The sequence below is a fragment of the Bradyrhizobium sp. ORS 86 genome, assembly GCF_045571475.1.
GTDB lineage: Bacteria > Pseudomonadota > Alphaproteobacteria > Rhizobiales > Xanthobacteraceae > Bradyrhizobium.
Genome location: NZ_CP120699.1, coordinates 7,038,966 through 7,053,182, shown reverse-complemented (window position 1 = coordinate 7,053,182; position 14,217 = coordinate 7,038,966). Strand labels below are relative to the sequence as shown.

Below are 14,217 nucleotides of genomic sequence, written 5' to 3'. Positions count from 1 at the left end.
GGCCATGGCCGGCTATTCCGGCAAGTCAGTTGTGCAGAAGCTCGGCCTCAAGCCGGGCTTTTGCATTTTCGTGGATGGACTGTCTGTGGCCTATGCCGACATCGTCGGCGAACTGCCTCTTGGTGTGCGGATGGCAAAGACCGCGAAGGGACCGCTGGACGTGGTGCATCTGTTCGCGGCCGAGACCAAGGGGCTTGCGGTCAAGCTCGCTGCCTACCGGCAGGCGATTGCGCCGGACGGCATGGTCTGGGTGTCGTGGCCGAAGAAGAGCTCAGGCGTCGCGACCGACCTTACCGAAACGACGGTGCGCGAGACCGCGCTCGCCACAGGGCTTGTCGACATCAAGGTGTGCGCGGTGGACGAGGTCTGGTCGGGGCTGAAATTCGTGATCCCGGTGAAGGAGCGAGGCAGGGTGCCGAAATAGCGTCGGCAGCCCGTTGCCTCGCTCGCATGTCACGATTGGGATCGCCGTCGGCCGGGGGCCGATCCATCTTCGGATGGTGCGCCAACGCGATCTAAAGAGCGATGAGCTTGAATTGAATCGTCGTCGCGCTTTAGCTGTTTGTTTGAGCATGATCTCTGCGCAAACGCGTTCCGCGTTTGTCGCAAGGGAAATTCGCTCCGCACTTTTCCGGATCATGCTCTAGTTCGGCTTTTCCGCGGCGGTTGCCGCGGCTGCCGGCTCGTTCGACCGGACGTGGATGACGGCGACGTCGTCCTTGTAGATCCGCTTCCAGCCCCTCACGTGATCCAGCGCATATCCCATGGGGGACGTTGTATTCAATAGCGTGGCGTCGATCTGGTATTTGTCGAGCAGGCTCAGCATCTGGCCGACGTCGCGGGCTTCGGTCGCATCCATATAATCCAGCACGTACTGCTCGCCGTACAGCTCGGCGCGGCCATCGATGAACACCTTCATATCGCGGCTGATTAAATAGCCGCCGAACGGCGCGGTGCTGAAGATGCGCTGGGCTCCGCGCTTTTGGAGCAGGTCGACGGCCGCAGCGGGAGTGACCTTCGAATTGAAAAGGAAGGGATGATGCGCCGCGTAGGCCGTCGTCGACGCCCACGCTCCGACGACAAGCGCGATCGTTGCAAGGATTGTGATGAACGGAGCCGATCGGGCTTCCTCGAAGGCGGATGTGCCGTCGGAGGTCCCCCATTGCTCGGCGATCGGCTTGGCCAGCACGAGCGGGGCAATGAACGCGAACACCTCGATATTCCGGACGTGGGTCAGTGCCATCCAGATCAGGCCGACCAGCAGCAAGATCCGCGGCACCGAGAGCGTCAGCTTGCGATAGAAGGCTACGCCGATTAGCGTCAGCAGCGTGGCTTCGAAGAAGGTGAACTCGCTGAAGTCGGCCGGCATCCACTCCCAGATCAACGACAGCAGCTTGCCGAGGCTGAGAATCTTGGACGCGCCCAGGAGCGAACCCCAACCATAGGGCGTCAAGCAGCTCGCGACGAGCGCGGCCATGCCGAACAGCGCCCAGCGCATGGCGAGCTGAGCGCGGCGGTTCGGCTCAGCACTCCAGATCGCTTCCAGCCCGATCGGTCCGATCAGTGCCAGTCCGAGCACGAATCCGCCATGCAGATTGGCCCACAACGTCATCAGCGGCAGCAGCAACCAGGAGGGATGCGTGCGGCGGTCGGCGGCCGACATCAGCCCGCCGATAAAGGCCAACAACACCGGCAGCGCCAGCATATGTGGCCGCGTGAGGAAGTGGCTCGCCGATTGCAGCAGCGCGAGGGCCGCGATCAGGAACGTGCGGGCTGAATCGAAATGCGGGCTCAACAAATAGAGGTAGATCGTGACCGTCGCGCCGATCGCGAATGACGTCAGGATTGCCGGCCCAGCCCAGTCTCCGGCACCGTAGGTGATGGCAAAGAGCACCTGTGCCAGCCATGAGCTCGATATCCAGGCCTCGCCGTACTTGGTGAACGTGAACACGTCCGTGTACGGCATGGCGCCGTGCTCAAGGATCCACTGTCCAACCTTGATCTGCCACAGCGTATCGGAATCCCGCAGCAGGATCTCTGCGGCGCACAGGAAGAACAGATAGGCGGCCACACCGGCGCAGAGCGGCACAAGCCCTCGAGTCAAATTGCGGTTCGTCACGCTGCTAGTGATGGAAATCGACATGGGCTTTCTTGGCCTGAGCGGGAGAAGGAGCGGGTGCGACGCGCCGCTACAGGATCATGGTTTCCCATAAATTCGGGTAAACTCCGCACTCAACTGTCGCGGGTAGAGAAGCGCTCGTCCGCCGCGCGCACGTCCATCTGCGGCACAATTTGCCCGAGCAGCGGCCGAACCGCAGGACACCGGCGCATATGGGTTGAAATCGAACGATCATGTTAGATCGCGATTTACCATGGCGGAGGATCGGTCCTGTGCCCTCGGGCAATTGCCGTCAGCGCGCGTCTGCTTCGAGCGGCCTTGCCGGAACATAGCCAAGCGCGGCAGCCGTCGCCCGGCTGCGGAGCAAGGCGGTGGCGTAGTTTGCCGCTGCGATGCAGAGCAGGGCGAGCAGCACGCCGCCGATTACGTCGATGACGTAATGGGCACCGATCACCGGCGTTGACGCGATCATCAACACGTTCATCACGGCGGCAACGATGCCGATGACGCGGACAGGCCACAGCGCCCACAAGTAGAGCACGGCTGACGCGGCGTGGAAGCTCGGGAATGACACGACGCCCGCAAGCTTGAACAGTTCGAGATGATGCAGCGCGCCGGAACGTACCGCCAGCATGTCGCGCAGTTGGGCCGCATAGACCTCGGCGTGGACGGCGGGGAAATCGGCGGGCGAGATGTTCAGGCCGTAGAAGGTGCCGATTGCCGGAACGAGCGCCGAGATCACGAGCGTGATGGCCAATGCGAGGCTGTAGGCAGCGACGAACTGCTGCAGCCTGATCAGCCGCAGCGTTGCGGCCAGGATGATGGGAACGCCCAGCAGAAACCACTTGATGAAGCCATATCCGGTGACAAGCGAGCTCATCAGCCATGCGTGGTCGTTCACGAAGCGGAGCAGCGCCTCCGGATCGAGTCCCATCGCGCGATCGATCGCGAGGAAGGCTTGATCCTGCAGCGGCCAGTTCAGTGCGAGCGCCACATAGGTCAACGGCCCCATGATCGTCACGATCAAGAGCAACTGCGCGATCGCGCCGAGCCCGAACAGCAGTTTCGGATCGGCCGCCGATCCGCGCGCCCAGAAATACAGATAGACCATCAGCGCGAATTCGCCGGCCATACCGCTCATCACGCCGAACGCGACCGGCTCGAGCGAGAAGCCTGCAAACAGCACCGCGAGCAGCAGCACGAAGCTCATCGCAGCAATCGGAATCCAGTTGAGATTGAAGAGCCGCCAGGCAAGGCGGGCGTCCGATTCAGTCATGACCGCACCCGATGATGAGAGCGGTAGATTCCTCGACCTCCTTTAAGATGAAGATAACGGCGGTGCGCAATGTCGATCCGTCCCGGTCGCGTGCGCCTTGCGATGTCCTGGTCGGTGCCGATCCACCGTCAAGCGCACCGCTGCCGCAATCCTGGCGAGCATTCCGCTGTCGCAAATTCCTTACAAATCCACCTTGTCTTTCTGTCTGAATAGTTGTTCACTTCTTGTGGCGATTGCGGGATCAATCGCTCAAGGCTTTGAAGACGCGTGCGTTCTGCCGGTGGGCGCCGGCGGGCTGCGCGCCCGGGGGGACGGCAACGCCATGGTGTATCGGCGCACTCATCAAGTCGTGAAGCGGCTGGCTGCCCGGCGCAGCGCAATCCTGTCCGCAGCGCGCGACGCCGCCGCTGACGGCGGCATGGCGGCGGTCCAGATCGCTCCGGTCGCGGTCCGCGCCAATGTGGCAGCCGGCACCGTCTATCGCTATTTCCCCTCAAAGGCCGATCTGATCTCGGAACTGATCGCGGATGTGTCGCGTGACGAACTCGCCGCGATCCGCCGCGCGGCTGATGCCGCGCCTGGTCCGTCATCGGCGTTGGCCGCGGCCGTGACAACCATCGCGATTCACGTGCTGTCGCACCGCAAGCTCGCCTGGGGCATCCTTGCCGAGCCGGTCGATGTCGACGTTACCGCCTCGCGTCTCGCCTGCCGCCGTGACATTTCCGGCGAGCTTGCGACGCGCATCGATGCCGCGGTGCGAGCCGGCCATCTGCCCGCCCAGGACACAGGCCTGGCAGCCACGGCCCTGCTCGGCGCGCTGCACGAGGCGCTGGTCGGTCCGCTAGCGCCGGCCAATCTCGAAGAACCCGTCAAGCTGCGCGATGCGGTGCAGACCGTGACCCTGCTCGCGTTGCGCGCCGTCGGCGTGATGGATGCGCGCGCCCGTGGGCTGGTGGTACAGGCGACGACGCCGGCCAAGGCGCTGGTCGGCGCCTGACACGATGCGAACGCTTCCTGTTGCATCGGCGTTGTAGCTTCGGGCGCTGGGCGCGGCGAACCTCAAGGAGCAACGCATGACGACGACCCATGGCTCGGCCAAATGGCAGGGCGGCATCAAGGACGGCAAGGGCGCGATCTCGACCAAGAGCGGCGCTCTGAAGGATTATCCCTATGGCTTCGCCAGCCGCTTCGAGGGCAAGCCGGGCTCGAACCCCGAGGAACTGATCGGTGCGGCGCATGCCGCGTGCTTCACGATGGCGTTGTCGTTGATCCTGGGCGAGGCCAAGCTCACGGCCGAGCACATGGAGACCACGGCCGACGTGACGCTGGAAAAGGCCGGTGACGGATTCGCCATCACGTCAGTGCACCTGAAGCTGACCGCGAAGGTTCCCGGCGCTGACAACGCGAAGTTTCAGGAATTAGCCGGCAAGGCCAAGACCGGATGCCCGGTGTCGAAACTGCTCAACACCAAGATCACGCTCGACGCATCGTTGCAGGGCTGATCGATCCACCCAAGTTCCGGGTCATGCACGGCGGACCCGGAACGCTGCGGCGTGTCAGACCACTTCCGCTTCACCGTTCGGCCCGACCGAGGCGATGCGCAGCATGTTGGTGGTGCCGGGCTCGCGCAGCGGCACGCCGGCGACGATGATGACGCGCTGGCCGGCTTTGGCGAAACCGTCCCGGAAGGCTATCGAGCCGGCGCGGCTGACCATGTCGTCGAGATCATGCGCGTCCTCCGCGACCACGCAATGCACGCCCCAGGCGACGGAGAGCTTGCGGCCGGTGACGAGGTTCGGCGTGATCGCGACCACCGGCACCTTGGGCCGTTCGCGCGCCACGCGGATCGCGGTCGAGCCCGAGGAGGTCCAGCAGATGATGGCCGACAGATCGAGCGTCTCGGCGATCTGCCGCGCCGCATCGGCAATGGCGTCGCCCACCGTCGGCTCCGGATCGACGCGCTGGGCGTTGAGCACGCCGCGATAGGTCGGGTCGCGCTCCACTTCCTCGCCGATGCGGTTCATGGTCGAGACCGCCTCCACCGGGAATTTGCCGGCGGCGGATTCCGCCGACAGCATGATGGCGTCGGCGCCTTCGTAGACGGCGGTGGCAACGTCGGAGACCTCGGCGCGCGTCGGCACCGGCGTCTGGATCATCGATTCCAGCATCTGGGTGGCGATCACCACCGGCTTGCCGGCGCGGCGCGCCATGCGCGTCATCTGCTTCTGCAGGCTCGGCACTCGTTCCAGCGGCAATTCGACGCCGAGATCGCCGCGCGCCACCATCAGCGCGTCGGATGCGTCGATGATGTCGGCGAGGCGGTCGATCGCCTGCGGCTTCTCGATCTTGGCCATCACGGCGGCGCGGCCGCGGATCATCTTCTTGGCCTCGTGCACGTCTTCGGCGCGCTGCACGAAGGACAGCGCAACCCAGTCGATGCCGGTGGTCAGCGCGGCATCGAGGTCGGCGCGGTCCTTTGCCGTCATCGCCGAGACTGGCAGATCTGTGTCGGGCAGGCTGACGCCCTTGCGATCCGACATCCGGCCGCCGATTACCACGCGCGTCACAGCGCGTTCAGGGGAGGTTTCCTCGGCGATCAGCCTCACCTTGCCGTCGTCGAGCAAAAGCGCATGACCCGGACGGAGCGCAGCCAGGATCTCCGGATGCGGAAGCTGCACGCGATTGTTGTCACCCGGCGTCTTGTCGGAATCGAGAACGAAGGTCTGGCCGTTCTTGAGCTGCGTCGACCCTTCCGCGAAGGCGCCGAGCCGCAGCTTCGGCCCCTGCAGGTCGACCAGGATGCCGATCGGCCGCCCATAACTCGATTCGACATTGCGGATGGTCTTGACCAGTTCCCGCATCTTGTCGTGCGGGGTATGGCTCATGTTGATGCGGAACATGTCGGCGCCGGCCTCGAACAGCTTGCGGATCATCGCGCTGTCCGAGGAGGCCGGCCCGAGGGTTGCGAGGATCTTGATGCGGCGCAGTCGTCTCATTGTTTGTTTCCGGGCGTTGCGGCTGGCGGCAGACCAGACGCGCCCGGAGGCGCTGCGGCCGGCGGATTTGGCAGGCCGGGCATTGCTCCGGGATTGTCCGGAGCTACTCCGCCCGGCATTCCCGGCAGTTTCTGCGGCTGTTGTTCGTTGGCCTCTGTTAGCTGGACGGTCCATGCACGCTGCTCGCCGGTGTCGACCTCGAAGAAGCCGGTGCGGTCATAGCCGCGCGCTAGGCAATTCTCGGTACCCTTGATGGTGAATTCCTTGTCGCGCGAGCACATGAACGCCTGGCCGGACCATTCGCCGCCGCGATCATAATCGAGCGCGTAGATGTAGTAGTAGCGTGCGACCAGATTACCGCGCAGCAGCGTCTCGCAGGCGCGCGACGACACGTTCCACCAGCCTTCGGTGGTCCAGCCCTCGGCATCCTTGTAGCCGAGCGCGATCCCGACCCGGCTCGAGGTGTTGTTGCACAGCCGGAAATCGGCGGCCGCCGGGCTGGTCCACAGGCAGGCCGCGACAAGCGCCAGCATCGGCAGGACGCCGGCCTGGATCAGGCGGATGGCACGGGTGGTTGATGCGGGGGAATCTGTTGGACTCATGCGGCGAAGCTATATCAAATCATTGACGATTTCGCGTGCCCCGGCGGGAACTGTCAACGGTCGGGGCGCGCATTTCCGCGTTACCAGGCGGCACATGGGGCCGATCCGGCGCTGTTTTGCGCGGCGATATGGCAAAAACTGTGACAATTCCCACTTGTTGCAAGTAGGGTGCCGACGAATCATCGGGATGACGGCAATGAATATTGACGACAAAACCAGAACGGAGCTCGAGGCTGCGGTCTTTCGGCGCCTCGTCGATCACTTGCGCAACCGGACCGACGTCCAGAACATCGATCTGATGAACCTCGCCGGCTTCTGCCGCAATTGCCTCTCCAACTGGATGAAGGAAGAGGCCGACGCCAAGGGGATTGCCGTCAGCAAGGACGAGAGCCGCGAGGCCGTCTACGGCATGCCCTACGAGGAGTGGAAGGCCAAATATCAGGGCAGTGCCACGCCCGAGCAACTCGCTGCGATGAAGAAATCCCACCCCGGACACTAAGCCCATGTGATGTCATTCCGGGGCGATGCGGCAGCATCGAACCTCAGGTGCGCAATTGCGCACCGGGGAATCTCGAGATTCCGGGTTCGTCCTTCGGACGCTCCGAAATGACGTCGCTTCATCAATCGACGCATCTCCTGTGGGCGCGCTGTGGATGAGTGCGATGTTTCCTTGACGGAACGCGCTTCAAAATCGAGGGTCGCCCGCAACAAGCGGTGCGCGTGGCGCGTATTCGCGCGACATTTCAATGCCATTTCAGGAGTACGCGATGGCCACCACCTCTGCCGCCATTCAGGATGAGCCCGCAACGCGATTTGCCAAGGACCAGCTCAAGTCCATCATCGAACGCATCGAGCGGCTGGAGGAAGAGAAGAAGACGATCTCGGACGACATCCGTGACGTCTACGCCGAGGCCAAGGGCAACGGCTTCGACGTCAAGGCGCTGCGCACCATCGTGCGCCTGCGCAAGCAGGATGCGAACGAGCGCCAGGAGCAAGAGACCATTCTCGAGACCTACATGCAGGCGCTCGGGATGCTGTGAGTCGGCTCTATCCGCCGGCGGGGCGGTTCAAGGCGTCGCTCCAAGGTCTGGGTCGATAAGTCTTGGGTCCATTTCCGGGATTTGCTACACTGCTCGGCGAGTAACCGGGCAGATCGCAGATGGATGTGCCAGGACCAGAGCGCCGGCTCGCTGCGGTCCTCGCGGCTGACATGGTCGGCTTCAGTCGGCTCATGGAAGCTGACGAGACGGGCACCCTTGCGCGCCTCAAGACCCACCGGATCGAGCTGATCGATCCGGCCATCAGCAAGAACCGCGGCCGCATCATCAAGACCACCGGCGACGGCATGCTGGTCGAATTCCACAGCGTCGTGGATGCGGTGCTGTGCGCTGCCGAAGTGCAGCGCCGGATGGCAAAGCGCAACACCGACGTCGCGCCGGCGCGATGGATGCAGTTTCGCATCGGCATCAATCTTGGCGACGTGATCGTTGACGGCAACGACATCTTCGGGGACGGCGTCAACGTCGCGTCCCGTCTGGAAACGCTAGCCGAGCCCGGCGGCATCTGTATTTCGGCCGCAGTCCGCGACCAGGTCGGCGATCGCCTGGAGGATCTGAGCTTCGAGGATCTCGGCGATCAGACCGTCAAGAATATCGCCCGCCCGATCCGGGTCTTCCGCATCCATCTCGACTCCGATGCAACGCCCGCCCCGACGCATCCGCAAGGGACGGCAGCGCCCGCGGTCGCCAGGAAGCCCTCGATCGCGGTGTTGCCGCTCGTCAACATGAGCGGCGATCCCGAGCAGGAGTTCTTCGCCGACGGCCTCACCGAGGACATCATCACCGAGCTGTCGCGCTTCCACGATCTGCTCGTGATTTCGCGCAACTCGACCTTTGTCTACAAGGGCAAGGCCGTGAAGGTGCAGGACGTCGCGAAGGAATTCGCGGTCGACTACGTGCTGGAGGGCAGTGTGCGCAAGGCGGGCGGCCGCATCCGCGTCACGGTGCAACTGATCGACGCAGAAGCCGACCGCCACGTCTGGGCCGAGCGCTATGACCGCGAGCTTGCCGATATCTTCGCGATCCAGGACGAGATGACGCGCGCGATCGTGGCGACCTTGCCGGGGCGCGTCGAGGCGGCCGCCCACGACCGCGTCAAGCGCAAGCCGACCGACAACATGGCGGCCTACGAATGCGTGTTGGCCGCCAAGGTTCTGCATCATCGCTCGGCGCGGGACGACAATATGGAAGCGCAGCGTTTGCTGGAGCGGGCGATTGTGCTCGACCCCAACTATGCGCACGCGCATGCCTGGCGGGCCTGCGTGCTCGGGCAGACCTGGGTCTATAATTGGTGCGACGATCGCGACGCGACCTTCGAGCAGGTGGCTTCGGAACTCGAAATCGCGCTCAAGCTCGACGACAATGACAGCGATGTGCATCGGATCCTCGCCGCGCTGAACCTCAATCGCGACGACCACGACAAGGCAGCCTTCCACCAGGAACGCGCGCTCGCCCTCAACCCGAACTACGACCTCGTCGTCGTGCAGCAGGGCGAGCTCTTGACCTGGCTCGGGCGGCCGGAGGAGGGTATCGACTGGATCAAGCGGGCAATGCGCCTCAACCCGTATCATCCGGAGCGCTTCTGGAGCCATCTCGGCCGCGCCCGCTATTGTGCCGAAAAATACGCCGACGCCGCCGACGCGTTCTCGCGCATCACGCGGCCCGATCACACCCATCACGCCTTCCTTGCCGCGACACTGGCACAGATGGGTGATGCGGTGGCAGCCGGCGCGCACGCCGCCGAGGTGCTGAAGCGGGAACCGGCGTTCTCGGTCGCTGCGCACCTGGCTACCCAGCACTACAAGCGCGATCTCGACCGGGCGCGCTACGAGGCCGGCCTGATCAAGGCCGGGCTGCCGGCTTGAGGCGGCTGGGCGCGAACACGAGTGACTGGGGTTGAAGTTTAGCGCAGCGAGGCGGTGCGCACGAACGATTGGGTTGCCAGCACGGCGGTGGCGGTGCCCGAAAAGCGGTCGCAGGTCATCCCCATCATCGGATCATCCGAGAAGGTCATCGCGACCGACGTCTCCGGCTTGATGAAGTGAGCACGCATCAGGCTCATGTCGGTATCACCAAGCACCGTGGTCAGCATGCCGTTGCTGGCGCTCGGCGCCAACAGCACGACACGCATCCAGGTGTCGTTGCCCTTGGCGGCGGAGATGCGGGCCGACGTCATGATCACGCCCTGGCCCTGCGCGCCCTTGGCGACAACAGTGTTGATCTCGGTGGCGGCCGCGGCAGCGTTGCGGGTCGAGCGCACGCTGCGTGGGACCGGCGCGGACGCTGCAACGATGTTGGCGTGGTCGACCGGCGAGGACGTGGCCGGCGCATAGGCGAGCGCCTTGTTGAAGTTTTCCGTCGCGCTGGCGGTTGCTTGCGGATCGGCGGCGCCGACGGCCTCGCGGGCTTTCAGCGCCGCGATCTGCTCCGGCGAGGCCTGCTTCGGCGTGGCCGTCGCGTCGCCCCAGAAGCCGCGGGCGTTGATGATGTCGGCGGGTGATTGCGGTCCGTTGTTGTCGGCGGCCTGGACCTGTGGCTTGCCCTTCGGCGTCGGAACGAGTTGCGCGTCCGCCGCCGCGAGCTGGATCGCGGCCATGATCTGGGGCTTGGCGCGCGGCATTGGAACGGGATCGGCGGGCTTGGCGGGCGCTGCGGCGGCGACCGCAGTCTTGGCCGCCGGCTTGTCGCTCACGGGCGCAGCAGCTTCGTCTTCGTCGTCGGTCGACTTGCCGACGCCGAACAGCTTGGCGAACAGGCTCGGCTTGGCGATGGTCGCTGCGTCGTCGCCATTGCGGCGTCGCTCGATGTCGGCCTTGGCGAGTTCATATCCCTTCAGCGGCGTGCCATCGGTCGGGACATGGACGGTGCGGCCGTCCGGGAACACCCTGACCAACTGCTCGCGCGTCATGCGCGGCCAGTGGCGGATGCTGCCGGTATCGAGATGGACGAAGGGCGAGCCCGAGGTCGGATAGAAGCCGACGCCACCGCGCTGCAGGCGAAGGCCCGCGTAGCGGATCTGCTCAAGCGGCACGCCGGGAATGTAGAAATCCATCGCGTGCCCCAGCATGTGCTGGCTGTGGCGCGCAACGCCCGAGGAGCGGCGGCGCAGCATGGCATTGGTAGCGGGGGAGCGGTAGGCGGAAATGATCTGGATCGGCTGCTTGCCGTCGACGTCGCGATAAACTTCCCAGAGGATGTCGAACAGGTGACGGTCCATCACCGTCTCGTCCTGGTTGCGCCAGTCGCGCAGATAGTGGTTGAGCTGCTTCAGCGCCGCTTCGTCGTAACGGCCGTTGCGCTTGAAGGTGACGGTGAGGTCTTCGCCGGAATGAGTGTGGTGGAAGGAGAGGGTGCGGGTCTCGTTCAGCGCGGTCGCATCGTGAACCGACCCAGCGCCAGCAAGGAGCAATAGCGACGTTAGGCCGACTTGGTAACCGGCCTTAGGCAGCGACAGCGGAATGAAGCGGCGTGCGAAAACAGCCAGCACTATAAGCCCACCCAGTCGACGAGCGTTCGGTCGGCATCTTCGCAGACCCCCTGCGAATGACGGTGAACGCTTTCTTAAAGCGGGAGGGTTAACCGAGGTTTACCGACCCGCCCCCAAGTTGGGCGTTAACTAACGGGTTGAGTGTGGCGAAAAATAGCCCGGTACCGCGACGGCGACCGGGATGGTTAAAATCAACGATCTCATCCCGTGGACGAAATCGTTGATTTCACTTCAAAATCTACCGAAATTGGGCCGGAAGCCACAGCTCAACGGGTGTAGATCCGACGCTGCTGCTGGGCCTGGCCGCGGCGCACCGGCTGCGGCTCCGGCTGTCCGAATCCCCCGAACAGGCGCTCGAAGAAGCTCGGTCCGGAATTCCAACCGCCGTTGTCACCGGCGACGTTGACGCCGGCGGGCAGGCTGCTGCTCGGCGGCCGCGCGTAGCTCGGCTGTGCATGCGCCACCACCGTTTCGAGGTCCTTGCCGCGGCTGTTCCTGAGCAGCGACAGCATGGTGGCGTCGCGGCCGTAGATGTCCTTGCGGAATTCCAGCTTGCCGGCGTCATCCACGAACGCGGTCTGATAGGTGATGTTGACCGGGATCGGCGTCGGGAATTTCAGGTCGACTTCGCTGGAGCCGTACATGCTGCGGATCCGCTCCGGCGTGTAGCGCGCGTTCGGCTCAGTGATGTTGAGCAGGATGGAGGCGTACTGGTCCGGGTTCTGCACCCGCATGCAGCCGTGGCTGAAGGCGCGCTCTTGCTTGGCGAACAGGTACTTGTCCGGCGTGTCGTGCTGATAGACCAGGAACTTGTTCGGGAAATTGAAGCGAATGCGGCCGAGCGCGTTGGCCTCACCTGGCGGCTGCGAGATGTGGATCGTGCCGTCGCGGTTTCGCTCGAGCCTGAGGCCCATGCGTTGCAGCACCGTCGGATCCTGCTGCAAGGCCGGCAGGTACTCGTTGTAGATGATCGAGGGCGGCACATTCCAGGTCGGATTGACCGTGATGTACTTCATCGTCTCGGTCAGAAGCGGCGTGGCATGCTGGCCGGGCTTGCCGGTCACGACGCGTGTGGACCAGACCTGCGCCCCGTTCTGCATCACCTTCAGCGTGTAGTCGGGGATGTTGAGGATCACATAGGCATCGCCGACATTGGCGGCGCCGAGCTGGCGCGGCAGCCAGCGCCAACGCTCCATGTTGACGATCACGGTGTCGATCTGCTTGTCGCGCTTCGGGCTGTTCAGCGCCTTCACGGTGCGGTCGTCGAGAACGCCTGTCGGCTTGAGCTCGACGCTGCTCTGGAATTTCTGCACCGCCCTGGCGACTGTCGCGTCATACGTCGTGCTCTCGGGATTCTCCGTGATGCCGAGCTTGTTGCGCAGGTCCGGCACGCGCGGATCGTCCGTCTCGACCGCTTCCTTCTTGCCGCGCGCGGCAACGTAGCGCAGCGTCGGGCCCTCGGCGATCCGGACCACCGGGCCGTCGCCCTGGCCGCGCAGCTCCGCGAGCTTCTTCTTCAGCTCCTTGTAGAGCTTGTGCGGCGGGTTGTAGCTGTCGAGCGCGCTCGAGGCGTCCTTCGCCCCCGTCACATGCGCGAATACTTCCGCCGGATCGATCGGGTGTTCCGGATAGAGGATGTCCGCCGACACCTGCGACCAATGCATGCGACCGCTCTGCGCCTGCCGCGCGTAGTCCAGCATGCTGCCGGCGAGCTTCAGCTCGGCTTCGGCCAGCGCGTCGGGCGAAGTCGCGGCGGTGAAGTCCGGCACCACATAGTCGTCCGGATCAAGGCCGTCGGAGGCCGCATCCTTCAGACGCGCAATCACGCCTTTGCCGGTCTCGGTCAGCTTGCCGGCCTTGGTGAAGACCGGGGCATAGTCGCGGGCTGAATAGAATTTCTCGGCCGCCGCGCGTTCGTTCTTGCGGTCGAAGGTGCGCAAGGTCTTGCTGGCCAGCAGCTCGCGCAGCTTGTCGGCGACAGGCTGATCCTCGGCCGGAACGTTGCTCGCGGCTTTGGCGGGCTCGGTTGCTGGCGCCGCAGCAGTGGCAGGAGCCGGGGACGCCGCAGGCGCCGCTGCCGTTGCAGGAGCAGGAGCTGTCGCGGGCGCCGCTGCCGTTGCCGCGTCTGGTGCCGCTGCGGGCGCGGCCGCGGTGTCGGTCTTCGGCGCGTCGGCGGGCTTGCTGTCGGTTGGCGGCGTAGTGGCAACGTCTGCGGGCTTCGGTTCGGTCGTCGTCGCAGTCGCGCTCGGCTCGGCCGGCTTCACGTCGGCCGGTTTTGCATCAACGGCCTTGGCGCCGATGGGCATTGCATCGGTGGGCTTGGCATCGGTCGGCTTGGTGTCGGTCGCCTGTGCATCAACCGGCTTCGTATCGGTCGCCTTCTTCGTGGCGTCGGGCAGCGCGGCGGTCGTGTCCAGCTTGAAATCGCTCGCGGTCGGCGGCGGCACATTGGCGGGTTCAGGGCGCGGGATCGCGGCGTCGATGGCGAGTTCCGCGGGGCTGGAGCGAGATGTGTCCTGTGCGAAAGCTGCGGTCGCGGACACCGTGAGGAAGGTTGCCGCGATGGCCATCAATACGCGGTCAAATCCCTGACGGTCGTTCGAACAGTCACGCATCGTCACCCCCTGGGCGAAACTGCCCTTGCATTGAGCAGCTCAAGTCAGTGTTTGGTTTCGCAGC

General features: G+C 64.6%; 12 protein-coding genes. 6 read left to right on the top strand and 6 right to left on the bottom strand.

The features are described 5' to 3' along the window. Nucleotides 1-4: 4 nt before the first annotated feature. The gene (locus P6U25_RS32635; RefSeq protein ID WP_407148837.1) at nt 5-424 is read left to right on the top strand and encodes a DUF3052 domain-containing protein; all 420 of its coding nucleotides are present in this window, start codon (nt 5-7) and stop codon (nt 422-424) included. A 219-nt stretch (nt 425-643) separates the two neighbouring features. On the opposite strand, the gene P6U25_RS32630 is transcribed toward P6U25_RS32635, so the two are convergent. Together P6U25_RS32630 and P6U25_RS32625 are read right to left on the bottom strand one after the other, a co-directional pair. After that, on the bottom strand, nt 644-2,104 hold the full coding sequence (locus P6U25_RS32630; protein WP_407148836.1) for a hypothetical protein: 1,461 nt from the start codon (nt 2,102-2,104) through the stop codon (nt 644-646). A gap of 307 nt (nt 2,105-2,411) precedes the next feature. After that, the gene (locus tag P6U25_RS32625) at nt 2,412-3,395 is read right to left on the bottom strand and encodes a phosphatase PAP2 family protein (protein ID WP_407148835.1); all 984 of its coding nucleotides are present in this window, start codon (nt 3,393-3,395) and stop codon (nt 2,412-2,414) included. A 322-nt stretch (nt 3,396-3,717) separates the two neighbouring features. On the opposite strand from P6U25_RS32625, the gene P6U25_RS32620 reads away from it, so the two are divergent. Both P6U25_RS32620 and P6U25_RS32615 read left to right on the top strand, forming a co-directional pair. After that, a complete protein-coding gene (locus P6U25_RS32620; RefSeq protein WP_407148834.1) occupies nt 3,718-4,392 on the top strand; it encodes a TetR/AcrR family transcriptional regulator in 675 nt (224 codons plus the stop codon). A 76-nt stretch (nt 4,393-4,468) separates the two neighbouring features. Continuing rightward, nucleotides 4,469-4,897 carry an OsmC family protein gene (locus P6U25_RS32615; RefSeq protein WP_407148833.1) on the top strand — a complete coding sequence of 143 codons (429 nt, stop codon included), beginning with the start codon at nt 4,469-4,471 and terminating at the stop codon, nt 4,895-4,897. Nucleotides 4,898-4,951: 54 nt separating this feature from the next. Here P6U25_RS32615 and pyk read toward each other — a convergent pair whose 3' ends face one another. Further along, nucleotides 4,952-6,391 carry a pyruvate kinase gene (gene pyk, locus P6U25_RS32610; protein WP_407148832.1) on the bottom strand — a complete coding sequence of 480 codons (1,440 nt, stop codon included), beginning with the start codon at nt 6,389-6,391 and terminating at the stop codon, nt 4,952-4,954. After that, the gene (locus tag P6U25_RS32605) at nt 6,388-6,924 is read right to left on the bottom strand and encodes a DUF1036 domain-containing protein (RefSeq protein ID WP_407152678.1); all 537 of its coding nucleotides are present in this window, start codon (nt 6,922-6,924) and stop codon (nt 6,388-6,390) included. The genes pyk and P6U25_RS32605 overlap by 4 nt, the downstream gene beginning before the upstream one ends. A gap of 265 nt (nt 6,925-7,189) precedes the next feature. Between P6U25_RS32605 and P6U25_RS32600 the strand changes: the two genes are divergently transcribed. The 3 genes from P6U25_RS32600 (at nt 7,190) to P6U25_RS32590 (ending at nt 9,916) form a co-directional block, all read left to right on the top strand. After that, a complete protein-coding gene (locus P6U25_RS32600) occupies nt 7,190-7,492 on the top strand; it encodes a DUF1244 domain-containing protein (RefSeq protein ID WP_407148831.1) in 303 nt (100 codons plus the stop codon). A gap of 268 nt (nt 7,493-7,760) precedes the next feature. Beyond that, a complete protein-coding gene (locus P6U25_RS32595; protein ID WP_407148830.1) occupies nt 7,761-8,033 on the top strand; it encodes a DUF2312 domain-containing protein in 273 nt (90 codons plus the stop codon). A gap of 119 nt (nt 8,034-8,152) precedes the next feature. Next, complete coding sequence (locus P6U25_RS32590) at nt 8,153-9,916, top strand: adenylate/guanylate cyclase domain-containing protein (RefSeq protein WP_407148829.1); 1,764 nt, start codon at nt 8,153-8,155, stop codon at nt 9,914-9,916. A gap of 38 nt (nt 9,917-9,954) precedes the next feature. Here P6U25_RS32590 and P6U25_RS32585 read toward each other — a convergent pair whose 3' ends face one another. Next, the gene (locus tag P6U25_RS32585) at nt 9,955-11,538 is read right to left on the bottom strand and encodes a DUF882 domain-containing protein (protein WP_407148828.1); all 1,584 of its coding nucleotides are present in this window, start codon (nt 11,536-11,538) and stop codon (nt 9,955-9,957) included. Between the two features lie 266 nt (nt 11,539-11,804). Then, a complete protein-coding gene (locus tag P6U25_RS32580; protein ID WP_407148827.1) occupies nt 11,805-14,153 on the bottom strand; it encodes a L,D-transpeptidase family protein in 2,349 nt (782 codons plus the stop codon). Between the last annotated feature and the right edge of the window lie 64 nt (nt 14,154-14,217).